Annotated in this window: 25 protein-coding genes; 11 read left to right on the forward strand and 14 right to left on the reverse strand. The window is 66.8% G+C overall.

Annotated features, from left to right (window positions below; genetic code table 11):
• Positions 1-25 precede the first annotated feature (25 nt).
• Complete coding sequence (locus LQD00_RS11650; protein ID WP_232717351.1) at positions 26-1,621, reverse strand: alkaline phosphatase D family protein; 1,596 nt, start codon at positions 1,619-1,621, stop codon at positions 26-28.
• Between the two features lie 124 nt (positions 1,622-1,745).
• Between LQD00_RS11650 and LQD00_RS11655 the strand changes: the two genes are divergently transcribed.
• The gene (locus LQD00_RS11655; protein ID WP_006867184.1) at positions 1,746-1,970 is read left to right on the forward strand and encodes an amphi-Trp domain-containing protein; all 225 of its coding nucleotides are present in this window, start codon (positions 1,746-1,748) and stop codon (positions 1,968-1,970) included.
• Positions 1,971-2,033: 63 nt separating this feature from the next.
• Here LQD00_RS11655 and LQD00_RS11660 read toward each other — a convergent pair whose 3' ends face one another.
• From LQD00_RS11660 to LQD00_RS11670, 3 genes are all read right to left on the reverse strand, one after another.
• Positions 2,034-2,879, reverse strand: coding sequence for a DUF5995 family protein (locus tag LQD00_RS11660; RefSeq protein ID WP_232717353.1), 846 nt, complete (start codon positions 2,877-2,879; stop codon positions 2,034-2,036).
• A 220-nt stretch (positions 2,880-3,099) separates the two neighbouring features.
• A complete protein-coding gene (locus LQD00_RS11665) occupies positions 3,100-3,780 on the reverse strand; it encodes a DNA alkylation repair protein (protein ID WP_232717355.1) in 681 nt (226 codons plus the stop codon).
• A gap of 26 nt (positions 3,781-3,806) precedes the next feature.
• Positions 3,807-5,477 (reverse strand): nuclease-related domain-containing DEAD/DEAH box helicase, encoded by a 1,671-nt coding sequence (locus LQD00_RS11670; RefSeq protein ID WP_232717357.1) that lies wholly within the window; start codon positions 5,475-5,477, stop codon positions 3,807-3,809.
• A gap of 301 nt (positions 5,478-5,778) precedes the next feature.
• On the opposite strand from LQD00_RS11670, the gene LQD00_RS11675 reads away from it, so the two are divergent.
• The 3 genes from LQD00_RS11675 (at position 5,779) to LQD00_RS11685 (ending at position 8,820) form a co-directional block, all read left to right on the forward strand.
• On the forward strand, positions 5,779-7,386 hold the full coding sequence (locus tag LQD00_RS11675) for an MDR family MFS transporter (RefSeq protein ID WP_232717359.1): 1,608 nt from the start codon (positions 5,779-5,781) through the stop codon (positions 7,384-7,386).
• Positions 7,383-8,204, forward strand: coding sequence for a universal stress protein (locus tag LQD00_RS11680; RefSeq protein WP_232717360.1), 822 nt, complete (start codon positions 7,383-7,385; stop codon positions 8,202-8,204). Before LQD00_RS11675 ends, LQD00_RS11680 begins: the two co-directional genes overlap by 4 nt.
• A gap of 97 nt (positions 8,205-8,301) precedes the next feature.
• Complete coding sequence (locus LQD00_RS11685; RefSeq protein WP_006867178.1) at positions 8,302-8,820, forward strand: OsmC family protein; 519 nt, start codon at positions 8,302-8,304, stop codon at positions 8,818-8,820.
• 150 nt (positions 8,821-8,970) lie between these two features.
• Here the strand turns inward: LQD00_RS11685 and LQD00_RS11690 are convergent, their stop codons facing one another.
• Complete coding sequence (locus LQD00_RS11690; RefSeq protein WP_232717361.1) at positions 8,971-9,684, reverse strand: YoaK family protein; 714 nt, start codon at positions 9,682-9,684, stop codon at positions 8,971-8,973.
• A gap of 176 nt (positions 9,685-9,860) precedes the next feature.
• Here LQD00_RS11690 and LQD00_RS11695 point away from each other — a divergent pair, with 176 nt between their 5' ends.
• Complete coding sequence (locus LQD00_RS11695) at positions 9,861-10,583, forward strand: GNAT family N-acetyltransferase (protein WP_232717362.1); 723 nt, start codon at positions 9,861-9,863, stop codon at positions 10,581-10,583.
• Positions 10,584-10,589: 6 nt separating this feature from the next.
• Here the strand turns inward: LQD00_RS11695 and LQD00_RS11700 are convergent, their stop codons facing one another.
• Complete coding sequence (locus LQD00_RS11700; protein ID WP_232717363.1) at positions 10,590-11,465, reverse strand: hypothetical protein; 876 nt, start codon at positions 11,463-11,465, stop codon at positions 10,590-10,592.
• Positions 11,466-11,590: 125 nt separating this feature from the next.
• On the opposite strand from LQD00_RS11700, the gene LQD00_RS11705 reads away from it, so the two are divergent.
• Positions 11,591-11,941: a hypothetical protein gene (locus LQD00_RS11705; protein ID WP_232717365.1), complete on the forward strand. Its 351-nt coding sequence runs from the start codon at positions 11,591-11,593 to the stop codon at positions 11,939-11,941.
• A 45-nt stretch (positions 11,942-11,986) separates the two neighbouring features.
• On the forward strand, positions 11,987-12,562 hold the full coding sequence (locus tag LQD00_RS11710; protein ID WP_232717366.1) for a hypothetical protein: 576 nt from the start codon (positions 11,987-11,989) through the stop codon (positions 12,560-12,562).
• Here the strand turns inward: LQD00_RS11710 and LQD00_RS11715 are convergent.
• Positions 12,552-13,472, reverse strand: a complete 921-nt coding sequence (locus LQD00_RS11715; protein WP_232717367.1) for an alcohol dehydrogenase catalytic domain-containing protein — start codon at positions 13,470-13,472, stop codon at positions 12,552-12,554. The two genes, LQD00_RS11710 and LQD00_RS11715, sit on opposite strands and share 11 nt — an antisense overlap.
• Before the next feature lie 113 nt (positions 13,473-13,585).
• On the opposite strand from LQD00_RS11715, the gene LQD00_RS11720 reads away from it, so the two are divergent.
• Both LQD00_RS11720 and LQD00_RS11725 read left to right on the forward strand, forming a co-directional pair.
• Positions 13,586-14,026: a winged helix-turn-helix transcriptional regulator gene (locus LQD00_RS11720; RefSeq protein ID WP_232717368.1), complete on the forward strand. Its 441-nt coding sequence runs from the start codon at positions 13,586-13,588 to the stop codon at positions 14,024-14,026.
• An 85-nt stretch (positions 14,027-14,111) separates the two neighbouring features.
• A complete protein-coding gene (locus LQD00_RS11725; RefSeq protein WP_232717370.1) occupies positions 14,112-15,860 on the forward strand; it encodes a DUF3556 domain-containing protein in 1,749 nt (582 codons plus the stop codon).
• Here LQD00_RS11725 and LQD00_RS11730 read toward each other — a convergent pair.
• Positions 15,857-17,119 carry an NAD(P)/FAD-dependent oxidoreductase gene (locus LQD00_RS11730; protein WP_232717372.1) on the reverse strand — a complete coding sequence of 421 codons (1,263 nt, stop codon included), beginning with the start codon at positions 17,117-17,119 and terminating at the stop codon, positions 15,857-15,859. The genes LQD00_RS11725 and LQD00_RS11730 overlap by 4 nt on opposite strands.
• Before the next feature lie 48 nt (positions 17,120-17,167).
• Positions 17,168-17,527 carry a UBP-type zinc finger domain-containing protein gene (locus LQD00_RS11735; RefSeq protein ID WP_232717374.1) on the reverse strand — a complete coding sequence of 120 codons (360 nt, stop codon included), beginning with the start codon at positions 17,525-17,527 and terminating at the stop codon, positions 17,168-17,170.
• Positions 17,528-17,960: 433 nt separating this feature from the next.
• Between LQD00_RS11735 and LQD00_RS11740 the strand changes: the two genes are divergently transcribed.
• Positions 17,961-18,431 (forward strand): hypothetical protein, encoded by a 471-nt coding sequence (locus tag LQD00_RS11740; RefSeq protein WP_232717375.1) that lies wholly within the window; start codon positions 17,961-17,963, stop codon positions 18,429-18,431.
• A 21-nt stretch (positions 18,432-18,452) separates the two neighbouring features.
• On the opposite strand, the gene LQD00_RS11745 is transcribed toward LQD00_RS11740, so the two are convergent.
• Positions 18,453-19,352, reverse strand: coding sequence for a helix-turn-helix transcriptional regulator (locus LQD00_RS11745; protein ID WP_232717377.1), 900 nt, complete (start codon positions 19,350-19,352; stop codon positions 18,453-18,455).
• A gap of 161 nt (positions 19,353-19,513) precedes the next feature.
• Here LQD00_RS11745 and LQD00_RS11750 point away from each other — a divergent pair, with 161 nt between their 5' ends.
• Positions 19,514-20,347, forward strand: coding sequence for an SDR family oxidoreductase (locus LQD00_RS11750; RefSeq protein ID WP_006358904.1), 834 nt, complete (start codon positions 19,514-19,516; stop codon positions 20,345-20,347).
• Between the two features lie 3 nt (positions 20,348-20,350).
• On the opposite strand, the gene LQD00_RS11755 is transcribed toward LQD00_RS11750, so the two are convergent.
• From LQD00_RS11755 to LQD00_RS11770, 4 genes are all read right to left on the reverse strand, one after another.
• Positions 20,351-21,634: a PucR family transcriptional regulator gene (locus tag LQD00_RS11755; protein ID WP_232717535.1), complete on the reverse strand. Its 1,284-nt coding sequence runs from the start codon at positions 21,632-21,634 to the stop codon at positions 20,351-20,353.
• Between the two features lie 23 nt (positions 21,635-21,657).
• Positions 21,658-23,085, reverse strand: coding sequence for a phytoene desaturase family protein (locus tag LQD00_RS11760; protein ID WP_232717378.1), 1,428 nt, complete (start codon positions 23,083-23,085; stop codon positions 21,658-21,660).
• The gene (locus LQD00_RS11765; RefSeq protein WP_232717379.1) at positions 23,082-24,944 is read right to left on the reverse strand and encodes a DUF3556 domain-containing protein; all 1,863 of its coding nucleotides are present in this window, start codon (positions 24,942-24,944) and stop codon (positions 23,082-23,084) included. Before LQD00_RS11765 ends, LQD00_RS11760 begins: the two co-directional genes overlap by 4 nt.
• Positions 24,945-25,064: 120 nt before the next feature.
• Positions 25,065-26,531, reverse strand: a complete 1,467-nt coding sequence (locus LQD00_RS11770) for a class I adenylate-forming enzyme family protein (protein ID WP_232717381.1) — start codon at positions 26,529-26,531, stop codon at positions 25,065-25,067.
• Positions 26,532-26,632: the final 101 nt, after the last annotated feature.

The raw sequence follows: 26,632 nt of genomic DNA on the forward strand, positions 1-26,632 counted from the left end.
CGTCCGTCCCGCGTCGACGCCGCGCCTATCTCGCCGGCGCCAATTGCTTCGTGTACAGAGCCCTTCCCGAGGCGTCGGCGAGCTGGACGGACAGCACGCGAGTCCTTCCGTCGATCGACACCTCGCCGAAGTGTTGGTATCCCTCGGCCGGGGACACGTTCTCCTCGGTGGGCGCATGCACGAACTCGTATTTCGCGCCGAAGGTCTCGTCCAACGGGCTCTGCGGGAACGCACCCGCGTGCAGCGGCCCGGCAACGAACTCCCAGAACGGCGAGAAGTCCTTGAAAGCAGCGCGATCGGGTTCATAGGAGATCGCCGCCGTGTAGTGCACGTCTGCGGTGAGGTACACGATGTTCGGCACGTTCTTCGTCTGCGACAGGATGCGTGAGAATGCGATCTCGCGTCCGAGGGGTGCACCCGGATCACCCTGGCCCACAGCTTCCATCGCCGTCGGGCCGTTCTCGGGCGTCGTGTTCTTGTCGGCGACGACGATGCTCAGCGGGAGGTCGTTGGCAACAACCTTCCAGGTCGCCGTCGACCCCTTCAGCCCGTCGATGAGCCACTGGGTCTGTTCCGCCCCGAGCACACCGTCGACATTGACCCTCGACCACGCATCGGGATTGGGGTCTTTGTGTGTGCGCATGTCGAGGAGGAAGACGTCGAGCAGGGGCCCATAGGAGACCCTGCGGTACAGGCGCTTCGACCTCGACGCATCGACGGGTTGCCACTCCTGCCAGGCCTGTCGCGCATTGCGGGCCAGAACATCGACGTCGGTCTCGGTGTAACCATCGCGCCCCTGACCGGCGAGGTTCTCGCCCGGGAACCAGTTGTTGACGACCTCGTGGTCGTCCCATTGCACGAGTTGGGGCACCGACGCGACGAACCGTCGAAAGTGCTCGTCGGTGAGGTTGTAGGCGTAATTGCCCCGGTAATCGTCAACGCTCTGGGCGACTTGCTGTTTCGCCGCACTGGTCACGTTCCGATAGATCTCGCCGTTGTTCTGTTCCTGGGTCGCGCTGATGGGCCCATCGGCGTAGATGGCATCACCGGAGTGGATGAAGAAGAGCGGGTTGCGCTCGGCCATCGTGGCGAAGATCGGCATCCCGCCGAGGTCGGGGTTGATGCCCCACCCCTGTCCCGCGACGTCGCCCGACCACTGAAAGGTGATGTCTCGCGCCTGAACCGGGGCAGTCGTGAAGGTCCCGGCGACCGGTTCACCGACTGCGCCGTCCTCACCCTCGAGGGTCACACGGTAATGAACGGTCTGCCCGGGTTCGAGGCCGGCGACACGAACGCGACCGGTCCCGTCGGTACCCGGCGTCACCACAGGTCCGCGGATGCGTCGAGCACCCCGGAACGACTCAGACGAGGCGGTCTCGACGATCATCGTCGCCGTCCGGTCCGATCGTGCCCACACCAGTGCGCCACTGCTGGTGACCTCGCCGGCGGCGACGCCGTGGGTGAGCGTCGGACGCGACCTGATCAGACCTGCACCGGAACCCGAGTCCGGCGATCCGCATGCGGCCGCGGCTCCGACCGGGATCAGGAGGGCCCCCGCCCCGGCGGTGCGTAGGACCGTGCGGCGGGAGAGATGCTGGGAGAGAAAGGGCGCTGAGGTCACTCGGGTCAGATTTGCTCAACGGTTCGACGCGCAGGAGAACTGCGGGTGACGACCGGATGCCCGTCCGTCGACCTGTCGATGCGGCACGCTTGACCGGCCCATCCCGATCCGCTCAGATGAACGTATGAGCGACGAACTGTTCGAGCACGAGACCAAGTCCACGCTGACCCGCGAAGAGGCGGCGCAACGGCTTCACGACCTCGCCGACGCGATCGCCCGGCACAACGAGGTGTCGTACGTCGAGAACGACAAGACCGTGCGCATCGACATCCCCGCGCAGGTGAATCTGAAGGTCGAGTTCGAGCGTGGTGAGGACGAATCCGAGATCGAGATCGAGATCTCCTGGTAGTTCTTCTCTTCGAGAACCAAGACGCGAGCCGGTGACCGGTTGTCACCGGCTCGCGTTCTTCTCTCAGATCTGGCCGAGCTTCTCCATCACGTCGAGCGCGCCATTTGCCGTCTGGAACAGTGCATTGATCTCGGCCACGGTCACGCCACGGGTTGCCGGGTTCTGCAAGCCGAAACTGTTGACGAGCGCAGCGGTCTGGGTCGACTGGAAGAGGAGCGTCGTGGCCTGGCTGTCGCCGATCAGGTCTCCGACGAACCACGCGGTGAAGAGCGGGCCGAGGTCGACACCGTAGGTGTGCTTGACGTCTTTGACGATCGTCGGTGTGGCGTCGACGAGCGCACCGCCGAAGGTGTAGAAGTCCCGGGTGTGGCCGGCCGTCGTGTCGATGTTCTCCAGGGCGTAGGGGAAGTCGACGAGGAGATGGGCGAAGATCTGCCCGAGCAGGACCCGTCCGGGACTGCGGTCGCACGCGGTCGTGAGAGCGAAGGCCTGCGCCCAATGCGCCTGCGGCTCACCGCCGGTGACGTATTCGTGAAGGTTCCCGACGTACAGGCGGACGACCTCCACCGCGAGATCCGACGCCCACTCCGGATGTTCATAGATTCCGGATTCGATGCTGGGTCCGACGAGTTCGAGGATGTTGTCGAAGGCGATCGGGAACGTGCCGAGATAGTTGTCCGACTTGCTGAGCTCCTTGCGCAAGTCGCTGATCGTGGAGCGCGCATCGTCGAACGTCTTGATCTCGGACGTGTCGGTCAGTTCCGAGAGCCGCTGTTTCGTCTCAGGGGTCGAGGCGGGGGCACAGCGACTTGCGGGAGCAGCAGTGGCCGCCGGGGTCAGTACGCCGGCACCACCGACGAGGACAGCGACTGCTGCGAGGCCCGCACAGAGGGCGCGTCTGGCATTCATGCCTGCGGAGCGTAGGGAGGCCTTCAGCCGGACCAAACGGTCTGAGACGGGGTCGGCTCAGATCTTCTCACTTCGGGTAACTAGGTCCCTACAGCCGGGGGACATAAGTCCACTTATGGTCGGGACCAAGGTCCCGACGCGCGAGACAGCGGGCCGCAAGTGGGGCAAATGTCCTGGTCGAAAGCCTGCCAACGCGGCCCCAGAGTCGGTCGTAAGTGGGTCAGCGCTTCCGCGCGCGGTGTTCTTTCGTCTTCGCGATGTAGGCCGCGGCGTCCGGCGTCTTGCAATTGGTGTCGCCGTGGTCGACGACGACGGTGCCGATCCGGGCAGCCACAGCCAACGCCTCCGATTCGAGAGCGTCGTTCCGTACCCCGATCGCGATGAGGGCTGTGTTCATCGAGTACCGCTCGCGGTTCTGACCGCTCGCGATGTCGCGTTCGATCCGCGAGAGCAGTTGTCGGAAGTAGGAGTCCGGCAGCTTCTTGTCCTTCGTCGCGATGGTGGCGAGGATCCCCCATCCCATCGCGGCGACGAACTCGTGGCCCGATTCGATCCAACGCTCGGCAGTGTCCTTCGCCAGTGGGGTCGACGAGGCGTACCCGGACACCGCGTCGGAGAGCGTGTAGTTGTCGACGACGTGCGCCCAGGCGTCGAGGAGCTTCGGGTCGGCTCTATCGGGATCGGCGATCATGGCGGCCAGAACCCGCGCATCGTGATTCCCGCTCTCCCACAACCCCAGAGCCAGTTCGTGGTCGGTCTTGATCCGCTTCTTGAGCTTCCCGAGCGCGGAGTAGCTGACACCGAACTGGTTGTCGCCGACCCCGTGCCGGCTGTAGGTCTTGCGTGTCTGCTCGGAACCGAGGGATTCCAGTTCCGCGAGTACGTCGTCCACCGCTGCCATGTCCGGTCTCCACTCTTCCGTTGTCATCACTGCGGTTCCGTGTCGGCGATGCCGAGTTGGCGAGCGACCTGGGGTCCACCGACCTCCCGAACGAACTCGGGATCACCACAGACCACCAGTTCATCACGGGCGCGGGACAATCCGACGTAGAGGCGTTCGCGAGACCGATCCCACGCCTTCGTCTCGTTGAGCGCCAGCACGACGACGCGTCGTTCCAGTCCCTTGAAACCGAGGACGTGACCGTAGAAGACCTGCTCACCGTCCCAGAACGACTCCCAGTACTCCCGGGTACCCTCGGCCTGGCGTGCTTTCTGTTCGGAGTGGCGGCTCCCGGTGGTCAGCAGCGCGATGTCCTCGGGCCGCCATCCCTTGTCGAGCAGCGGGTCGATCTGGTCGTCGGCGGCGTCGAGCGCGTCGGCTGCCGCGCACGGCACGAAGGTCACGGCCGGTCCGTTGCCACCGTGCAACTGCATTCGCTGTCCCACAAGCGGTTTGAAGGTCTCGGCGATCTGCTTGGTGTTGCGGAGGTTGTGGTCGAGGACCAGCGGCACCAGGTCCACCGGCGGCGACCCCTGTCGGGCGAAGACACGCTGCGCTTCGTCGCTGAACACGTAGATGCCGCCGGACTCGTGGTCGCGCAGGCACGCGAGCATCGGTTTCCACCAGTCGTCGGCGAAGTCCTGTGCCTCGTCGACCACTATCGAGTCGAAGCGCTTTCCCGGCGCGAGCCCCTGCGCGAGCTCGTACATCTGCTGCGGAAGCTCGTGTTCCCAGAAGTCCTGCGCCGCTTGGGTTCGTTCCTGCTCGTCGGGACCGGTGGGCGCGCCCCATTCGATGCCCAGTTCATGGAACTCGCCGACATACGCGGGCCGTTCCTTGCGTGGCCACGTCTCGGTGAGTCGCCGGAGGAACGACGCCAGCCCATGCGAGTAACAGACGAAGGCAACCCGCTGACCGTCCTTGGCGAGGCGTCGTGCCTGCTCGACGGCGAGGAAGGTCTTGCCGCTGCCCGCACCGCCGCGCACCTCGACGCGACTGAGCTGGTGGATCGCACGGAGGATCACCGCCTGGTGGGAGGTGAGCGTGTCGGCGACGCTCTCGTTCTCCAGAGCACGGGCGACCACATCGCGTTGCGGTAACCCCCTGCCGCTGAGCGCGATCCGCAGCTGGATGATCCCGTCGGCGTCGATTCCCGGCCAGTCGACGTCCTTCTGCAGCAGGACATTCCGGATGAGCGGCATGAGCTTGTGGAGCTGGGTGCGGTCGACGACCTTCCATCGCGGGCACTCGGGAAGTGCGAAGCTCGAATCGACCTCCGAATGCGGGAAGACCACCACGTGATCCCATCGCACGCGCCCCTGCGTCCATCGGGGATCGTGTTCGACGAAATCACGCAGCGCGTAGCAGCCGTCCCTGACCTGTGCGACCGGGTCGATCCGCTTCGGGCCCTGCCCGACGCGCTCCTGCCACCACGATTCGCCGTCGTGCCACACCTCGCCGCCCTTGACCTCGACACACACGACCCCGGACCCTTCGATCGCGACGACGAAGTCGATCTCGTGATCCTTCGAGTGGTCGGTGACCCGCTGCCCGACGACGATCAGATCCTCGTCCAGGAGTTGTGCGTTCAGCGCGTCGAAGACGACTTCTTCGCCGGCCGCCGCGAACCGCGGGTTCTCGGGGATCACCGCAGGCATGACGGATACCGCCTTCTGTCAGCCGCACCCAGGGTGTCCGTCATGGGTCAAACCTCGCGTCGTCGATGCCTGTCTGGCGAAGGCTATCGCGCGCCGACGACACCGTCCGGAATCACACGGCGACACGTCACGAGACGGTTTCGACCCGTCCGCGACTGAGGCGTCGGCCACAGCCGGAACAATCTTCGATAGTTGCGTGTTACAACTTTCACATCTGTCCTAGTTGCAGCATTCAACAATGTGCCGTCCCGTGCGCGACCTCCGGTCAGTACGAGGACGCGTCTCGCGGAGGTATCGAAGTATGAGCGCACCCGCCACCGGGCCGGCGGACGTCGAAGACATCCCGATGACACACCGCCAGCGGATCGAGGCGCTCGTCGGCCTCCTGCTGGGTATGTTCGTCGCGTTCCTGTCGTCGACCATCGTGTCCAATGCCCTGCCCACGATCATCACCGATCTGCACGGCACGCAGGACCAGTACACGTGGGTGGTCACCGCAACCCTGCTGGCGTCGACCGCCACCACGCCGATCTGGGGTAAGTTCTCGGACCTTGTCAGCAAGAAACTTCTGGTGCAGATGTCACTGGCACTCTTCACCATCGGGTCGATCCTGGCCGGTACCTCACAGTCCGTCGACATGCTGATCGGCTACCGCGTCATCCAGGGTCTCGGCCTGGGCGGCCTGCAGGCGCTGGTCGTCATCGTGGTCGCAACCATGTTCAGCCCCCGCGAACGTGGCCGCTACCAGGGGCCGATGGCCGCGGTGATGTCGCTCGCCACCGTCGCGGGTCCGCTGATCGGCGGACTGATCGTCGACACCAGCTGGCTCGGCTGGCGCTGGACCTTCTACGTCTGTGTGCCCCTCGCCGTCGTCGCCCTGATGGTCATCCAGCGCACCCTGAACCTCCCCGTGGTCCGCAAGAAGGTCAGCATCGACTACGGCGGCGCACTCCTCATCGCCTCCGGCGTCAGCACCCTGCTGATCTGGGTGACCCTCGCCGGCAAGAGCTTCGACTGGGCGTCGGGGACGTCCTACGGCCTCGTCGCGCTGGGACTGGTTCTGCTGGCCGCTGCGGTGTTCGTCGAGTCGCGCGTGAGCAGCCCGATCATCCCGCTGCACCTGTTCCGTGACCGCACGACGACGCTGGCAACGCTGGCGAGCATCGCGGTCGGTGTCGCGCTCTTCGGTGGTGCGGTGTTCCTGGGTCAGTACTTCCAGATCGCGCGCGGCTACTCGCCGACCGCGGCCGGCCTGCTGACGCTGCCGATGATCCTCGGCTCGATGGTGTCGGCCACGATCTCCGGCCAGATGATCACCCGCTTCGGACGGTGGAAGGCCTACCTGGTCGCCGGTGCGGCGTTGATGACCGTCGGCTTCGGACTGCTCGCCACGATCGACGCACACACCAACATGGTGATCCTGGGTGGATACCTGTTCGTCCTCGGTGTCGGCATGGGGATGACCATGCAGAACCTGGTGCTCGCGGTCCAGAACAACGTCAGCCCCGCCAATCTGGGTGCGGCCACCTCGACGGTCACGTTCTTCCGTTCGCTCGGCGGCGCCTCGGGCGTGTCGGTGCTGGGTGCGATCCTGTCCAACCACGTCACCGATCTCATCGCCAAGGGCCTGAGCGCGGTCGGCATCGACGCGGCACAGACCGGCGGCTCGCAGGCCGGGCTGGCGAACCTCAACGAGTTGCCCGGTCCGATCGCCGACATCGTCCGCGGCGCCTACGGTGATGGCACGGCGAGGATCTTCCTGGTCGCCGGTGTCATGGCGGCGCTCAGCCTCGTCGCCATCTGCTTCATCAAGGAGGTCGCGCTGAAGACGATGAGCAGCGATGAGGAACGGCGGGCCGAGGCCGCCGCCGCGGCACTCGCCTCGACCGAGGACACCCAGCCGCGATGAGCACGGTCGCGGTCGGGCTCGACCACAGCCCGGAGGCGGAGGCCGCCGCACGATGGGGTGCGGCGGCCGCTCTCCGACGCGGCGGGCGACTGCTGCTCGTCAGCGGATACGCACCCGCGGGTGCCGCCCAGAGCCTCGCCGAGTTCGACATCGAGAACATCCGCGACGCCGCGCTGACCCGAGCCGACGCAGTCGCCGAGGCTCTCCGCGCCCACCATCCGGACCTGCACGTGGACACCCTGGTCAAGCCCGAGCTACCGGTTCCGCTGCTACTACAGGTGTCCGAACACGTCGACCTCCTGGTGCTGGGGCATCATCGGGCGAGCTGGCTGGAACGACTCACCGCCGGAAGCGTCAGCGCGACCCTCACCGCACGGTCGAAATGCCCGGTGGTCACAGTGCCTTTCGGCAACCTGAGCTTCGACGGCCCGGTGGTCGCCGCCGTCGACGTCGACGCGCCCTCGGGACACGCCATCAATACCGCGTTCGCGCTTGCCCATGAGATCGGTCAATCGGTGACCATCATCTGCGCCATTCCCGACGATGCCGCGCCAGAACACATCTCGGATGTGTACGCGCGGGCCGACGCCCTCCTGAAGCCGTGGCGACAGCAGTATCCCGCGCTCCCCGTCAACATCCAGCTCGTCAACGGCGATCCACATCGATCCCTCGCCGAGGCGGTGCCGCAGGCGTCTCTGCTGGTCATCACCCGCCCCCGCGCCGGAACCATCTTCCCGGTCTGGACCACCTCGGTGACCCGCGCCGCCCATCACGCCTCGCGGTATCCCATAGCCGTGATCGATCACGCGGCGTCCTGATTTCCGACAGTTCGGATCAGCGTGGTGCTGAACGCTGTCTCGCCCTCCGTTGCTCGTTACGTTCGATGCCACTGCATCGTTCGCCCGAAGGAGCACCATGACCGAGACCGCCACCCGCCTCAATGACGTCGACATCGCAGCTGTCGGTCAGCTCGTCGAAGCCATCCAGGCCGACGACTCCAAGGCGCAGACGACCTGGGCTGCACATGTTCAGTGGAACGGTGCGTTCGCGTCCGAGGCCCGTGTCCGGAACTTCTCGCCGATAGGGTCCGACGAGCCGGCCGCGCTCGGCGGTGGCGACACCGCACCCAACCCCGTCGAACAACTCCTCGGTGCGCTCGGCAACTGCCTCGCGGTCGGTTACGCAGCCAACGCCACGGTGGCCGGCATCGAACTCAAGGACCTCCGCATCGATCTCAAGGGCGACCTCGATCTTCGCGTCTTCCTCGGGCTCGCCGAAGGTCACGCCGGCTTCAGCTCGATCACCGCGAACGTCACCATCGACTCCGACGCCCCGCGCGAGAAGCTCGACGAACTGCATGCGAAGGTCCAGGCCAGCTCTCCCGTCGGCCACACCCTCGGCAGCGCAGTGCCGGTCGACATCGTGCTGCGCTGATCTCTGCGAACCTCGGGCTCGGCGACCGTTCGGCCGGGACCTGAAAGACGGTCGGCGAGTGCGCAATAGCGCGTTCGCCGACCGTTTCCTTTGTGCGGTTCCGGACCACGTTGCGATTTGTGCCGCTTTCCGCGACAAAACGCAACGTGATCAGACGGGCGCCTCCGAACCGCCACCCGCCGCCGCAAGTACATGCCCGCACACCACCACGACGGCGCTGACGATCGCGGCCAAGGCGAAGACCGACCAGAGCGCGACCTTCACCAGCAGCGCACCGACCAGGGCACCCACCAGGATCGTGACGATCGCCGCGAGCCGGCGGTTCAGGATCGTGGCCCGGCTGGGACGGGCGAACATGTCGATCGCCCAGGCGGTGATCGTCGACGTGACGACGACGGTGGTCACGTCCGCGACCCCGATGTTGCGCGCGGCTGCGGCCTGCATGCCCATTGCGCTCGCCGTCATCACGATGGCGAACATCGCCGCCATGTGCTCGGCCGGTTGCAGCCAGACGAGGACCGAGGTGCCGGCGACCAGCGACGCCGATACCGCCAGCACGGCGGTCAATCGCGGACTCCATCCGCGACGGCCGGATCCCAGGAACAGGCTCGCGATCCCGGCGCCGACGATGAACGCGACCAGTGCCAGGGATAGCGCGAGGACCGGCAGGCCGTCGGCGCCGGCTGCACCCATCCCGAGGATCAGGACGTTGCCTGTCATGTTGCCGAGGAACACGGTGTCGAAGCCGAGGAAACCGCCCGCGTCGACCACGCCGGTCGCGAACGTCAGCACGAGCATCAAGGTGAGATTGCGCGTCGCCGCACGGTCGGCGTCGACGTCGGGGGCACGCTCACTCGTCGCCACGCGCGGCTCCTTCTCGCCCGAACTTCCGCCGGGGGGCGTTCCGCGGAACGCCGCGACCAGCGCTGTTGATCGCCCGATCGTAAGGCCGGCACCGTCTGAGTGTCCTGCGCAGCCCGATTCCCGCGTGCGCGACTACTCGACCCGTATCGCACCGCACCACCGGGTATCGTCGCCGTGTGGCCGGAGGCGTCGATGAATCCGCAGGCGGGACAGAACGTTCCGGCGCCACACCGCTCGACAACCCGGCCCGCGCTGCCCTGACCGGCCCGCATGCGCGGTTCGCCCAGAGCGTCGGCACCGCCCTGCGGTACCACCCCGACGTGTGCCCGATGGCCGCCCTCCCCGACGACCCGACCGCCGAGGACTGGGCCGACGCCGCACGATTGGTCGGTCCGGGAGGTGCGCTGTTCCTACCGGTCGTCGCAGACACACCGCCTGTCGGCTGGCAATCGAAGATGCACCTGCCCGGGGTGCAGATGGTCGACGCCGGAGTGCTCGCGAGACCCGACGACGCCGGCATCCGACTGGCCGCCGACGACGTCCCGGAGATGACCGACCTCGTTCGCCGCACCCGTCCCGGGCCGTTTCGTAATCGCACCATAGAGATGGGCACCTACCTCGGGATTCGACGCAACGGCCGCCTGATCGCAATGGGCGGTGAACGACTCGCCCTTGGGGGGCACACCGAGATCAGCGCCGTGTGCACCGATCCCGATCACCGCGGCGAGGGCCTCGCGTCACGGCTGGTTCTCGCACTCGCACAGGGCATTCGGGACCGGGGTGCAACGCCGGTCCTGCACGCGGAGGCCACCAACGTGAACGCGATCCGCCTCTACGAGCAGCTGGGCTTCGAGGTCCGGAAGGAAGTCTTGTTCCAGGTGGTCATCGCCCCTTCGTGACGAGCCTCAGGCCGCATCACTTCGCTTGAGCGACTTCGCCAGTGGGGCGATCTCATCCAGGTAGATCGAGGCGAGGACCTCGGATTCGTCGGCCATGTTGCGGACGCGGTCGCTCTCGGCACGGTCCCACTCGACGCCGACGACGTGCTCGAATTCGTCTATCGCACTGACCCGGTCGAGCCAGGCCTGCTTCTCCTGGCGTTGCTGGATGCGGGCGACGATCTGCTCGTAGTCGGCGAACGCCTCCAGGCGTGCGACGAGGCCGTCGAGTCGCCCGGACAGCACACGCGACTTCTCCGTGAAGGTGGCGACCACCTCGTCGTCGACGCCGAGGTGACCCTTGGGGGAATCACCGAGAATGTCGAGCTGGTCGCGCAGGCCGGCAGCGGCGGTGGCGATCGAGGTGACCTCGCCGTCGAGATCGACGCGGACGGCATGATGGTCGAAGAAGTCCAGTTTCCAGGCCGGGTGACGGGCCACGCTGTCGGCGATCATCGCCGTCGTCCAGACGATCTGTCCGACGCGGTCGCCTCTGAGCCGGTCGAGGTCACCGCCACCCCAGATGTCGAGGGCGCGGGCGACGTGTCCGGACGTCTCGTTCGTCTCGTCGGGGAGACGGCTCTGCACGGACTGGCACAACGCCCAGCGTCGGGCCTGTGCCAACCGCATGTCGTCGGCGAGCTCCCCGAGTGGATCGGCCGAGTTCGACGCGGCGGGGTCCGCCACCGATACCGGTGAATCACCGCGGCGGGCGCGTCGCCGGGCGGAGTCGGCTCTCATCTCGCTGAACATCGCCGAGAAGGCGCCGATCGCCGTGGACATCAGCAGGACGAGCGCAACCGCAACCACCACCACGAAGACGGCCACCGCGACGAACACCATGCTTCCAGTGAACCACTCGACGCCGGTCCCGTCGCCGGTTCGAACGCAGGTCCGTGGACGCCGGGGATTGTCGGACCCGACCTCTACCGTCGACGACACACATCAGCACCAGCCGGAGGCCGCACATGTCCCCCACCGTCACCCGGAACCGGTTGGAATTCGCCTTCCCCGACGTCCACCCCGACGCCCGGTTGCACATCCGCGTGCATCGCACCCTCCGCGTTCCCGACGACGAGACCACCTACGGGCTGCCACCGAGCATCGGCTCGTTTCCGCTGATGAATGCGGAATCGGTGGCCCACAGGTCGCGCACCTGGGCCGGTTCCGACGTCCTGCTCCCGATGTGGCAGGCCGAGGCCGCGTGGTTCAGCTTCTCCTCGCCCGAGGACTACCCGTTCCTGGTCCGGATCTCCGTCGGCGGCATCAACGCGGTCACCGGAGACGACTTCTCCGACGCTGTCGACTTCCAGGGCTAGGACTACTTCGAGGTCCCCGAACAGCCTTGGCTCGACGGCTTCCGCGTGGACGAGAAGACCGTCCGGCAGTTCGTCGCGATGCCTCTCGGTGGCGGTTACACGGCCGCGGAGCAGCTCACCGGAGCCGACGACGGAAGACTACGCATCCAGGTCACGCCGCTCCGCGGGTCGGTCTGGAACGAGCGGATCGCCACTCGACGCGAAGAGCCGACTCTCGACGATCCCGACATGATGGTTTTGTGTGCAGAAGCGCCCGGGGCCACCGGTGCGATGGGCATGGGCGCCGGCGGATCGATCACGCAGTCGATCGCGACGCCGATCGAACCGCGCACCAACTGGGACACCGGCACCACCGGCGAGGCCGTCCTGCGCATCGTCAACAGCGCCGACTGGAAGGGACTGACCGGCACCGCTCCGCACCACGCTCCTCCCACGATCGAGGAGTATCTCCAGTACGGCTACCCGTGGTTCGAGTGGTACGACGACTCGCTCGCGCGGCGCGGTGACTCGAAGCTCTCCGGCCTGAAGACGGTGAAGGAGATCGGGGACTCGAAGGGCGAGTCACCCCTCCCCGACAACCCCAGCTTCGACCCGCCCGTACCGCACGTCGTCACGGCGTGATCACCCACCGACCCCGCCGGCCCGGCTTCGCCGCGGCCTTCTGAGCATCGGCAGCCTGATCGAGGGGCAGGGTCCCCTCGACCCGGATCGGCAGGTCGCCCGCCGCGGCGAGTTCGAGCAGTCGTCCGAGCCGACCGTCGGCGTGAGAGTCCACCACGTCGACGGTGATCCCACGTTCGGCGGCCGGCGCTCGACCGGGCATCACCCCGACCAACCGGCCACCGTCACGCACCAGCGCGAGTGCGGCCTCCTGCATCGCCGCGGCGTCGGCGACCGCGGGCCAGCCGCCCTGTGGCCGGTCGAGGAAGCCGGCGCCGAGGCCGCGGACGAACCCCTCGTCGGCCGGTCGGGCCAGTCCGGTGACGTCCCATCCTCGACGCCGGGCCAGGACCAGCAGGTATCCACCGACCACTCCGGCCGCCCCGGTCACGAGTAGTCGGTCGCTGCCGGGTCCGGGCTCGTCGAGCAGGTCGAGGATCTGCTCGGCGGCAAGGGCGTTGATGGCCACGGTCGATGCCGCGACGAGATCCAGGGATTCCGGTACGCCCGCCACCGCATCGACCGGGACCACGACCTCGTCCGCGTAGGCGCCGGTCGGATGGTCGAAGCCGGGCAGGACACCGGCCACCCTGGTTCCCGGGGCGAGGTCGACGCCGGCACCGGACTCGAGCACCGTGCCTGCGAAGTCCATGCCCAATCCGACGGCCGCGTCGCCGTTGATCACCCCCACCGAGTGGAAGAACCCCGACGAGACCGCGAGGTCGACCGGATTGATCGACGCAGCGGCGACCGCGACGCGCACCTCGCCGTCCGCGGGTCGCCGCACCGGGACGTCGACGATCTCGATCGAATCGGGTCCCGACGGTGCGGTCACGACGGCGGCACGAAAAGTGTCTCGATATGTGTTCATGGTGTGCTCCTTCTTGTGTGTGGCGCTCCTATGAACCACCATGAGAGAGCAACTCTCCAATGGAAAGTACGCACTTCAAAGTGCGTTACTCACCGGAACGAAAGGGTGCCGCCATGCCGACACAGACCGCGGCCGACAAACGCGCCGAGGCCCGCGCACAGTACGACGCATTCCTCGCGCAGTGCCCGAGCCGCCAGCTCCTCGACCGCATCTCCAACAAGTGGGTCGCGCTCATCCTCGCCGCACTCGGCAGCGATGGCCCCGCCCCGGGCAACGACTGTCCCGGTGGCCCGCAGACCATGCGCTATTCCCAACTGGCACAACGCCTGGCCGGGGTCAGCCAGAAGATGCTGACGCAGACGCTGCGCTCGATGGAACGCGATGGACTCCTCACGCGCACCGTGACTCCCACGGTCCCGGTCACGGTCACCTACGAACTCACCGACCTCGGACTCTCCCTGCACGGGGTCATGGCATCGATCAAGACCTGGGCCGAGGCCCACATGGACGAGGTACACGCGAGCCGCGAAAGGTACGACGCCACACATCGGTGACCCGAGCGCTCGTACGACGCCGAACTCGCTCGACCAGGTTCGATCCGACCCCAAGCAATCGCTTGGTTTGTTACGTTCAGCGACGATGGGATTCCTGAAGCAGACCACGCCGGACATCGATTTCCCGACCTGGAGCCAGGGCACGCGCGCGGAGAAGATCCGACCGATGGCGCGACACTGGGCCGAGGTCGGATTCGGGACGCCGGTCGCCTTGCACCTGTTCTACGTCGGAAAGATCCTCGCCTACATCCTGATCGGCTGGGCGATCGTCATCTCGACGCCCGGCATCGACGGCTTCTTCGCGGTCACCGACTGGTACGACGAGCCGATCGTCTTCCAGAAGATCGTTCTGTACACGATGCTGTTCGAGGTCGTGGGATTCGGCTGCGGGTTCGGTCCGCTGAACAACCGCTTCTTCCCACCCTTCGGTTCGATCCTCTACTGGTTGCGCCCCAAGACCATCCGCCAGCCGCCGTGGCCGCGCATCCCGTTGACCGCGGGCGACACCCGAACCCCGGTCGACGTCGCGCTCTACGGCGCGCTGATCGTCGTCGTGCTGATCGCGCTCTTCAGCCCCGGGGCCGGCGCGGTCCCCGCTCTCGACACGACTGTCGGCGTGCTGCCGCTGTGGCAGATCTGGACGATCCTCGCGCTCCTCGCCGCGATCGGACTCCGCGACAAGACGGTCTTCCTCGCGGCGCGCGGCGAGGTGTACGGGGCGCTCACGGTGACGTTCCTGTTCAGTGGCGTCGACATGATCATCGGCGCCAAACTTCTGTTCCTGTGCATCTGGCTGGGCGCGGCGACGTCGAAGTTGAACAAGCACTTCCCCTTCGTCATCGCGACGATGATGTCGAACAACCCGATCTGGCGGTCGCCGAAGATCAAACGCAAGTTCTTCGAGAACTTCCCCGACGACCTGCGTCCCGGACGACGCTCACGCTGGATCGCCCACTTCTCCACCGCCGTCGAGGGACTCGTCCCCATCGTGCTGTTCTTCTCGCACGGCGGATGGGTCGGCGGGATCGCCGCCGCGGTCATGCTCGTCTTCCACTTCGGCATCTTGTCGTCGATCCCGATGGGCGTCCCGCTGGAGTGGAACGTCTTCATGATGTTCGGCATCCTGGCGATCTTCGTCGGACACCCGGGCGTCGGCCTCACCGATCTCGAATCCCCGTGGCCCATCCTGCTGTTCGTGGTCTCGGCGACGACCGTCGTCGTCGGGAACCTGATGCCGCGCAAGGTGTCGTTCCTGCCGGGCATGCGGTACTACGCAGGCAACTGGGACACCGGGCTGTGGTGCATCAAACCGTCGGCGTCGGCGAAGATCGAAGCGGGCATCGTCGCCATCGCCTCGATGCCGGCCGCCCAGCTCGAACGCTTCTACGGCAGTCCCGAAGCCGCCCAGATCCCGCTCTACATGGGATATGCGTTCCGCTCCTTCAACAGTCACGGTCGGGCGCTTTTCACACTGGCGCACCGGGCCATGTCCGGCACCCCCGAGGAGGAGTACGTCCTGACAGACGGTGAGCGCATCTGCAGCACCGCGATGGGCTGGAACTTCGGCGACGGTCACCTCTCGAACGAGCAGCTGATCGAATCTTTGCAACGGCGTTGCCGTTTCGAGCCGGGCGAGGTTCGGATCGTTCTGCTCGACGCCCAGCCGATTCATCGTCAGATCCAGGAGTACCGCCTGATCGACCCGGCGACCGGCGTCTTCGAACGCGGCTACGTGCGGGTCGCAGACCTCGTCACCCGCCAACCATGGGACGACGAGGTCCCCACGACGGTGACGTGGCGTGCCGACGGAACCCACACCGGCGTGCACAGCTAGCTCGACGCCAGGTAGCTGTGGACGAAGGTGACCGCCATCGCCCCTTCTCCGACGGCCGACGCGACACGTTTGACCGAGTTCCGGCGCACGTCCCCGGCCGCGAAGAATCCGGGAACCGAGGTCTCCATGTAGTAGGGAGCACGCTCGAGCGGCCAGTGCGCCTCGTGGTGGGTGCGCACGAGATCAGGTCCGGTGATCAGGAAGCCGTGGTCGTCGCGCACCAGCGGGGTCCCGGCTGCCCATTCGGTTGCGGGGTCTCCGCCGATACACACGAACAGTCGTTCCGTGTCGGCGTCCTCGACGTCGCCGGTTCCGGTGTCCTCGAGACGGATGGACGTCAGCCCGTCTGCTCCGTCGAGTCCGACCACCCGGGTGTTCGTCCTGATCTCGACATTCGGCTGTCGCACGACCCGTTCTTCGAGATAGGCGGACAGCGTCGCCGACAGGGAGGGCCCACGGACAAGCATGGTGACGCGCTTGGCGTACGCCGACAGGTTCATCACCGCCTGACCGGCGGAATTGCCGCCACCGACGACGAACACCTCGAGGTCGGAGCAGGTCGGCGCCTCGCTGGTCCCCGCCCCGTAGAACAGGCCGCAGCCCATATAGCGGTCCTCGTCGGGAATTCCGAGGCGTCGCCACTCGACACCGGTCGTGCACACTGCTGCGCGTGAGACGACGGTCGTCCCGTCGTTCAGCGTCGTGTACACCCGATCGTCGGCGAATCGGGTCTGCAATCCGTCGCGCATGAGGAGCAGCTCGGCACCGAACGAGACAGCCTGTTGGCGCGCGCGTTCGGTCAATTCGCCGCCCGGGATACCCTTCGGGAAGCCGAGATAGTTCTCGATGAGGCTGCTGTAGCCCGCTTGCCCGCCAACCGCCTCGCGCTCCAGAACGGCCACAGTCAGTCCCTCGGAGGCGGCGTACACCGCCGCGGACAGACCTGCCGGCCCGGCGCCGTAGATCGCGACGTCGTACTCCTGCAGTTTCGGTTCCTGGACCCACCCGAGTCGGTCCGCCAGTTCGGCGGCCGTCGGGGAATGCAACCGCGAACCGTCGCACAGATCGACGATCGGAAGGTCCGTCTCGTCCAGCGGCAGACCGAAGTGTCGTGCGCAGTCGACGTCGGTGTCGATCGCGATCCATCGGAAATGAACGACGCTCCTGCTGAGGAAGTCGCGTAGTTCGAACGCGTGCCAACTCTGGCTGCGTCCGTAGACGCTGACGGGGTCGGTGGCGTGTGAGTTCATGGTGGCCATGAGGGGCTCCGTGGTTCGTGAATTGCAGTGGCGAAGGATGTTTCAGAGTCAGCGTGCGTGCGCGCGGTCGAGCTGCCGGACCCAGTCGCTCGGCACCCGCGCTGTCGGTCCGGGGACGCCTTGCGCCGGCGGGTGGGACGTCGGTTCGACCATCGTCGGACCGTCGAACACCTGACGGGTCTTGAAGCTGTAGAACCAGTTCTCCCCTGGCTCATAGCTCTGCATCACCGTGTGCCCGCTCTCGGCAGCATGCTTGCGGGCGTGACGGCTGAGCGAATCGTCGCAGCATCCGATGTGACCACACTCGGCGCACCGCCGAAGATGGAACCACCACGACCCGGCGGCTTCGCATTCGACGCACCCCGGCCCGGTCGGCGCAACGCTCGTGTCGATCGATGTGTCGTCCATGATGAAATCCCCTCTCGCGCAGTTTCACTGCGGGTACCGGATTCGTTCTGGTGAGTCCGTGTTCGGTGGATACAAGACTCGTCCGATGTGGGGCAGATGTCGTCGATGCTGACCGCCAACCCGACCGGAGGGTGGCCGGTGGTCGGGGTTACCGGTTAACCGGTATCAGCAGTCACGCGAACGACCGGGACCGGCGTGTCCGAGGTGCACAGACGGGGATGGTGCGCCATGATCGAAGGCACACGTCGAGATCGCGGACCCAGCACCCGATCGTCGTGCGCGTCGAGCCGGCGCCCGGTCCAGCGCGTGCGCTCCAGTACGTCACGATCATCAAATATTCAGTCCGGCAACATATTTCCGCCGCGTCGACGTGCAGAACAATCCGGATTCGGTCACACTGGGAGAACACAGTCCTTCGCCGAGAGGGGTCATCGTGACCAGAATCTTCGATGCAACCACCTGGGGAGCCCAGCTCTGCACAGCCGATGACGACATCCTGGCGGGCGAGGTGTCACTGCGTGAGGAATCCCTGCGACGCAAGGTCGCCTTCTACCTCGATACCGAGGGACTGCCCGTGTGCCAGTCCTCGTGCGCGGCGTCGGAGTGGTATCCGACGCTGGTCACCCGGATGACGTCGGTGGTCATCTCCCACGGGCGCGCGGTCGTCTCCATCGACGCCGCTCTTCCACTGCACTCGTCGATTCTCGACGTCGCGTTCCCCGGGGCCGGTTCGACCGGGTCGATGGTCGACATCACCGTGGTCGACCTGTCCCGGCACCGCCGCACCCTCCATACCGAGATCCCGTCACACCTGGTGGTGACCGGCACCATCGCCGTGGCACTGTCTCCCGTCGGCGCGGCACAGCGAACCGGCTCGCCGACACGCAGGACCACGATCGGCTGATCCCCGCCGCGAGAGAGCCGGTCAGGCATCCGCGTCGAGATCGCGCGGAGCGACTCGCTCCGTCTCAGACCGGGTCGACGGCTCGTCGCCGATGCGCGACAGCAGCTGCAGCGCGTTTCTCGACGACGAGCCGGCCTCGGTCCGGTAGACGAAAATCGTCTGTTCGGGATCGTCACCCGGGGTCAGGGCCTGGTAGGCGACAGTCAGGTCGCCCACCAGCGGGTGGTGATAACGCTTGGTGCCGACACTGCGTTCATGCACGCGGTTGCGTGCCCACAGCTTGACGAACTCTGGGCTGTGGATCGACAGTTCACCCACCAGGGCACCGAGTTTCGGATCGTCGGGGTGCTTGCCCGCGTCCATGCGAAGCATGGCGGCGGTGTCTGCGGCGACGCCGCCCCAGTCGGCGTACAGGTCGCGTGCGTGCGGGTCGAGAAAGACGAAGCGTGCCTGATTCCGTTGTGCTGCAGGCATGTTCTCGAAGTCGGCGACGAGCAGACCGGCAAGCCGGTTGTGTCCCAGCACATCCAGCCGACGTCCGAGCACGAACGCAGGTTGTAGCGCCGCGTCGAAGGTCACGAGCAGTTCCCGTGTCGACTCGTGAAGACGCTGTGGCCTGTCCGCACGTCGTCGGGCCGGTTCGCGGCGGGCGATCGTGTGCAGATGTGAGCGTTCGCTGTCGTCGAGCTGAAGGGCGTCGGCCAGGGCGTCGAGCACTTCCAGGGACGCACTCTTGCTCCGCCCCTGCTCCAGTCGCGTGTAGTAGTCGACGCTCACCCCGGCGAGCATCGCCAGCTCCTCGCGTCGCAGACCGTTGACCCGGCGCCTCCCGGTGTCGGATATTCCGGCGGTCTCGGGCGTCAATCGGCCGCGGGCAGCGCGGAGGAAATCGGCGAGCGACGGTTCCAGCTGATCGGCCATGTCTCCATCCTGGGGATTCGGCCGACGTGCGTCAAAGGATGTGGGTGGCCCAGTTTGTCCCAGGAAGAACTCTCTCTTCACCGGTGCTCGCGGCATCGCAACCATGGATGTCATCGCCTCGACGGCGATTCACCACCATCCCAACGAAAGTGAGCACGAACATGTCTGTCTGGATGATCACCGGAGCCGGCCGCGGACTGGGCCTCGAGATGGCTCGGGCCGCACTGCAGGCCGGCGACCGAGTCGCGGTCTGCGCGCGCCGCACCGACTCCATCCCCGAGGACGTCCGAGCCGACGCCGATGTCCTACCGGTACCGCTCGACGTCACCGATCCCGACCAGGTCGCCACCGCCGTCGCCCTGACGGTGGAGCGGTTCGGAACCATCGACGTCCTGGTCAACAACGCCGGACGCGGTCTGCTCGGTGCGGTGGAGGAGGTCACCGACGCCGAGGCGCGGTCGGTGTTCGACGTCAACGTCTTCGGACTCCTCAACACCACTCGTGCGGTCGTGCCGCTGATGCGGGCCGCCGGTCGCGGCAAACTCGTGCACATCGGATCGCGCGGAGGCTTCGAGGGCGAGCCGGGCGTCGGACTCTATTCGGCCACCAAGTTCGCGGTCGCGGGCATCAGCGAATCCCTCGCCGGCGAGCTCGCGCCGTTCGGCATCCAGAGCACCGTCGTCGAACCCGGTGTGTTCCGCACCGACTTCCTCGACGCCAGTTCGCTACAACTCCCGGCGAATCAGATTGCGGCGTATGACGGCACCCCCGCTCACGCGACACTCGACTGGGCCGCGGAGACCAACCACTCGCAGCTCGGCGATCCGGTCAAGGGCGCCGCGTTCATCCACCGGATCGTGTCGTCGGACGGTCCACTGCCGCTGCATCTTCCCGTAGGCCAGGACGCGCTCGACCGGCGGGTGGCGATCACCGAACGCATCGAGAAGGAGATCGCGCCGCTGCGCGAGGCGTCCGCAGCCACCGCGTGTGACTGACGGTCAGCGGTCGAGCACCGTCGGGCCGAGGAACTCGCAGACCTTGAGGGCCAGGGCGAGGTCGAGGCGGTCGCGGTCGCGCGGCACCTCGGCCAGCGCCTTCCCGACGCGGTACTTCACCGTGTTCCGGTGCAGGTTCAGGCGTTCGGCGGTGTGGAGGTGACTTTCCTTCGTGGCGAAGTACACCGACAGCGTCTCGCGCAGCATCGCCGCGTTCGGGGTGTCCTCGGCGAGTCCGCCCAGTACTTCGTGGACCCAGGCACGCGTCGAATCCAGTTCGCGGGCAAGTAATGACACGACGGCGACACCCCGGTCGCCGAAGCCGACGACCTGTCCGGCCGAACTCCCCGGCGTCGTGGCGACCGAATAGGCGGCGCGGGCCTGCTCGTGTGTGCGCCGGAAACCACGCGCACCCGACGCCGGGAGGCCCCAGGCGACCCTGACCCCCGGCGGCACCGTTGCCTGCGCAACGCTGTCGTCGTCGCCGCGAACTGCCAAGGGAATCCAGGCCCAGACGGTCGACCGGTCGATCGCGGTGACGATCGGGTCCCCTCCGCCACCGATCTGTACGGCCAGGTCTCGCGCCGCGCGGGTGAGCGCGCCCAGCTCGCGCGGATCGTCGTCGGCCGACCACACGATCAGCGCGAGATGCCGCCGTTCCAGGCGGTATCCGGTCTCGCTCTCGAAGTCGCGGTCGTCGGCGTCGAGGCTGTCGAGGAACGTGTGGATGGCGGCCGACTGCACGTTGCCCTCGACGCCGAGCCACCGGCGGCGCTCGTCCTCGTAGGCCTCGAACACGTAGAGCGTTATCCAGTCGATGTAGCCGAAGACGACATCTGAGATGTGCCGGATGAGCGCCATGGAGGCCTCGGCATCGAGGTCGAGTTCCTCGACCAGCCGGTAACAGCGGTGCATCATGCTGTTCTGTCCCATGTGGTACGCCCGGACGAGTGAGTTCGACGGCACGTCACGCTGCGCCAGCCGAAGCGCGTATTCCACTGCTGCAGTGGCGGGTTGGAGATGCTCGATGGGAATGTCGTTGGCGAGTACGTGAATGATCGTCGACACGTTACCGTGGACGCTGGCCTCGAGGAGCTCGACGAGTTTCGGGTCGGTGTCGAGCTGATCGATGCCCGTCATCATCGAGCTCAGTTCGGCGACGATCTCGGGTTCGCTCTCCCGCAACATCTTCGCCACCAGCGCCGCATGTTCGAGGAGCTCGGAACCGGCGGCGGCGGGTACCCCGGCCAGCCGGTCGCGGGCGGCGTCACCGGCGGCCGTCGACATCGACCGGAAGGAACCCGAACCGGTCACCGCACCAAGCTCTTACGGTTGTGCCGTAGCGCCGACTCGGCGGCGTGGTAGCCGCACAGCCCGTGCACACCGGCGCCCGGCGGGCTCGCCTGGGAGCAGATGTACACGCCCGGAACGCCTGTCGAGTACGGATCGACCGCGAGGCGGGGTCGCAGGACCATCTGCAGGCCGTCGTTCGCGCCGCCGATGATGTCGCCGGCCGCGAAGTTGGCGTTGCCCTGGTGCAGCGCCTCGGTCCCCATGCTCGTCGTGTCGACGATGCGGTCGCGGAAGCCCGGCGCGAATCTCTCGATCTGCGCCACGATCTGATCGGTGGCGTCGCCGTCGAAGCCCCGTGGGACGTGCGCGTAGGCGTAGATCGGGTTGATGCCGCCCGCGCTCCTACTGGGATCGGCGACATACTGCTGACCGAGCAGGACGAACGGCCGGGACGGCATGACCCCCGCGGCGCGCTGCTTCTCCGTGTACGCAACCTCGTCGAAATCGCCGCCGAGGTGGACGGTTCCGGCCCGCACGCAATCCGGATTGGTCCACGGGATGTCGCCGTCGATGGCGAAATCGACCTTGAAAGCCGACGACCCGACGCGGTACCGCCGGTAAGAACGGCGAACTCGCGCAGGCATGGCGTCACCGTAGATCGAGAGCACTTGTGCGGGCGACAGATCCAGCAGGACGAGGTCGGCTGGCGGGATGTCCGCACGGGAGCTGACCCGGACTCCGGTCTCGATCTTGCCGCCGGCGTCGAGCAGCGCCGCCGACACCGCCGCGATGATGGCGCCGGAACCGCCCTCGGCAACCGGCCACCCGTATCGATGCCCGCTTGCGGCGATCATCAGACCGAGTGAAGCCGTCAACGGCCGGTCGAGACGGGAGAACAGATGCGCGGCGATGCCGCCGTAGAGCGCACGCGCCCGGTCGGTTCGGAACCACCGCGCGAGCACGGTCGCCGGCAGCACCGCGCGAGGACCGAAGGCCGCCAGGCGGATCGGGTGCCCGGGGACGTTGACGATCGGCCGGAGCAGGTCCTCGCCGAGGTCGTCGAAGTGTTCGGCCAGGTCGCCGAACAGCGACTGCCAGCGGCTGCCGTCGGAACCGAGGCCGGCGGCGGTCTCGGTGATCGACTGGTACAGCAGCGCGGCGTCACCGGAATCGAGCGGGTGGGCGCAGTCGATCTCCGGCCACTTCCACACCAGCCCGTACTTCTCGAGCCCGACCTCGGCCCAGAACGGCGACCCCACTCCGAGCGGATGGAACGCCGAACAGTGGTCGTGGATGACGCCCGGGACGGTCAGTTCGCCGGACCGTGCGCCACCCCCGACCGTGTCGGCGGCTTCCAGTACCGTCACCTGCACCCCGTTGCGGGCCAGGTGCAGGGCGGCGGCGAGCCCGTTGGGCCCGCCGCCGACCACGACAGCAGTGGTCACTGCTGCACCTGGTCTGTCGCCGGTACGGGCGACCTGCCGCGGTCGTTGCGGCGCATCTGCGGTTCACGCACCACCTCAGGATCGGTGACCGCGCGACGGGCGTCAACGTCGAGCGTCCACTCGACCTCGAACGGGATCGGCCCGTTCGGCAGCCAGGGCTGTTCGTTGATCGCGTCGACGACCCGGTAGGTGCCGGTCTCGATGACACCCAGCGCGGCGTCGATCACCTTGTAGCTCTGCGTGCCCTTGTGGATCGGCTGCGACTCGATCCACGCGACGGTGAACTCACCCGGCGCGAAGTTGCAGCGTCGCTGCAGGGCGGCGATCAGCTTCTCGTCGTGGAGGTGTCCGTCGCCGAAGTTGAAGGCCACCAGCGAGTTACAGGAGAACTCTGCCTCCCGCAGGGTGTAGGTGTCGATGTCGGAACCGAGGTGACGCATCATCAGCGAGTACAGCGCGCGTCCCTGGCTGTGCAGCGACCGCCAGGCGAGCAACTGGTGCATCACCACATCGGCGACCTCGGGCGGGTACGACTCGAGCAGCTGCGTGCGGGTGTTCTTGGCCGGCCGCACGACGTGCTTGTCGAGTTTCTCCTCGGCGCCCGGCGCGAACGCCCAGGTCGCCGACGCCCAGTTGCCGGCGTACTGACGCATCGACGGCAGGAAGGAGACGAGGTCGGGCCGCAGGTTGCCCAGGACCGGGAAGAAGCAGAGCGCCGCGACGATCAGCACCAGGCCCCACGGGGTCGATGTGTCGGTGAGGGCGTAACCGTCCCAAGCCGGGAACCCGAGGAACAGGCACACCGACGCGTAGGCGAACAGCATGTTCCATTCGAGGGGGACGGCCAGCGGGAACGTCGACAGGATGAAGAGGTGGAAGCACACCATCAGCACGACCGCGGCCACGGTGAGGGTCTTGTTGGTGGAGAACAGCAGCACCAGGGGCGTGACGATCTCGACGATGGTGCCCAGCACATGTCCGACACCGCCGGCCAGCTTCGACGGCCGCATGTCCTCAGGGAAGTTGCGGTAGTGCGAACGCTTGACGGTCTTGCTCGGCAGCCACGGGGTGTTCGACAGCATCGGCGGGATCACCATCGAGAAGTGGTGGCCCATCTTGGAGATGCCGGCACCGACCCAGACGGTCACGATCAGCAGCTTGAGCGCGAGGATCATGTCCACGAACGGCAGGATTCCGAAGAAGATCATGGCGGGCAGATACTGCTCGGATCGTCCGGCCAGGAAAATGACCTTGTCCCGTAGTCCCATCACGACGATCAGGGCGATCAGCGGGTACATCAGGGTCGGGTTGACCAGGCCCTGGTTGTCGGCCATCGCGGCGTCGAGCGAGTTCGAGGTGACACCCGGAAGTGCGATCGCCACAACGAGATTCGTCAGGATGAGCGCATAGATCGCGACGTCGAAGGGGGTGCGGGAATCACCCCTGGTGAAGGGCACCTTGTCGGGCCACGGTGGGAGCCGAATCGTTTTGGGGCGCAACCAGTAGAGGAGGCCGCCGGTCATCGGCTTGAAGTGGCCGGCCAGCGGACCCCAGGAGCCGCCGATGCCGAGGATCTCCACCAGCACCGTCCACAGGATCGCCTTCTGGTAGACGATGGGCTGGTTCCACCACTCGGTGATGTGCAGTGGGTTGAGCCCGGACGTGAGGGTCGCGATGGTGATCCCCACGCCGACGTAGAAGACGAAGACCTTCGCCAGATAGATGATGTGCACCATCTTCGGTGTGCCGAATCCGTAATCGGCCCAATGGGCGCCGAGTGTGCGGATGCGGTCGAAGAACGGTCTCTGGAGGAATGTCTCCGGGTCCACTTGCGGGAAATCGGGTTGGGTGAGTCCCATTGCTGTGCACTCCTTCTTGCGGTGGCCGGCACCGGATTCGGGCGTCGCGGGGGTCCGCGGCGCGTGGGGTATCGCCTCGGCAGCCCGACGGCTGCGAGTTGGTGGATCGTTCGGGGTCGTTCAGATGGTTGCCGGGCTGCGCAACTCGTTGCGCAGGGTCGGTTTGTCGATCTTGCCGACGGGATTGCGCGGCAGTGCCTCGACGACGTGGATCACGCTGGGCTGCTTGACCTTCGCGAGCCGGTCGGCGATGTGGGCGGCGAGTTCCTCGGCGGACGGGCTGCGGTCCGGGTAGGTGACCACGAAGGCGACCGGCAGCTCGCCGTAGAGCTCGTCGGGGGCGCCGACGACGGCGCATTCGAGGACGTCGGGGTGGGTGGCGAGCGCGTTCTCGATCTCCTTCGGGTAGATGTTCTCGCCGCCGCGGATGATCATGTCCTTGATCCGGTCGACGAGGGTCAGGTAGCCGTCGGAATCGAGGCGGCCGACGTCGCCGGTGTGCAGCCGGCCGTCGACGACGGTCGACGCGGTGGCGTCGGGGCAATTCAGGTAGCCGCGCATGACATTCGGTCCGCTGATGACCACCTCCCCGATCTCACCGGTCGGCACCTCGGCGCCCGTGGCGTCGACGATGACGATGTGCTGGCCCGGGAGCGCAGGCCCGACCGAGCCGAGTTTGCGCACACCGTCGACCGGGTTGCAGGCGGACGCGCAGGTGCCCTCGGTGAGCCCGTAACCCTCCACAATCGGGATGCCGAAGGCCTGTTCGACGCGGTCGAGCAGTTCCTTGGAGATCGGGGCAGCGCCGCAGACCGCGAATCGCAGCGACGCGGTGGCGTCCGGGGTGAGGCCGGGCTGCGAGACGAGGAGTGCGTAGATGGTCGGAACCGCGGAGAAGTACGTCGGCTTCAGTCGCGCGACGTCGTCGAAGAATCGGCCGGGCGAGAACTTGCCGGTGATGCTCAATTGCCCGCCGACGAGCATCGGGGCCAGGAAGCTCACACAGATGGCGTTGACGTGGAACAGCGGCAGGACGAGAAGGGCATGGTCCCAATTGGTGAGCGAGAAGTGCTGCGCCATCGACGATCCCATGTGGTGCAGGTTCCCGTGGCAGAGGCGCACACCCTTGGGCCGACCGGTCGAGCCGGACGTGTAGATGAGCAGGGCGTCGTCGTCGAAGCTCGGCGCGGCCGGGGCCCGCCAGCGCGGATTCGACGAGGTGGCGAGGTCGTCGACGGGAAGGAAGTCACGATCGGGATCGGTGCCGCCCGCGGTCACTCCGATGACGAGCCGTGCGCCCGAGTCCGCGAGCTGGTATTCGGCCTCGTCGGGCGTGAAGGCGGGATTGACGGGCGTGGCGGCCGCCCCGAGTCGCCAGGCCGCCATCAACGTGATCAGTAGTTCGACGCGGTTCGGCAGGAAGGTCGCCACCACGTCACCCCGTCCGACACCTCGAGCGGCGAACTGCTCGGCCGCGGCGTCGACACGTTCGGCGAATGCCGCGTAGTCGAGTGCGGTCACGTCGTCGCGTACGCACGGTGCGTCGCCGCGTCTTGTCAGGTCCCAGGCGAAATAGGAACTGGTCACGGGTAGGCCCTCCCCAAGCAGATCTACGTTCGTCCTCCGGTGTGTGATCCAGAACACTAAGCAACCGCAAAGTGATCTGAAACGGTCCGGGAGGCCAGACT

Source organism: Gordonia metallireducens (assembly GCF_021245825.1).
In the GTDB taxonomy this organism is placed as follows: domain Bacteria; phylum Actinomycetota; class Actinomycetes; order Mycobacteriales; family Mycobacteriaceae; genus Gordonia; species Gordonia namibiensis.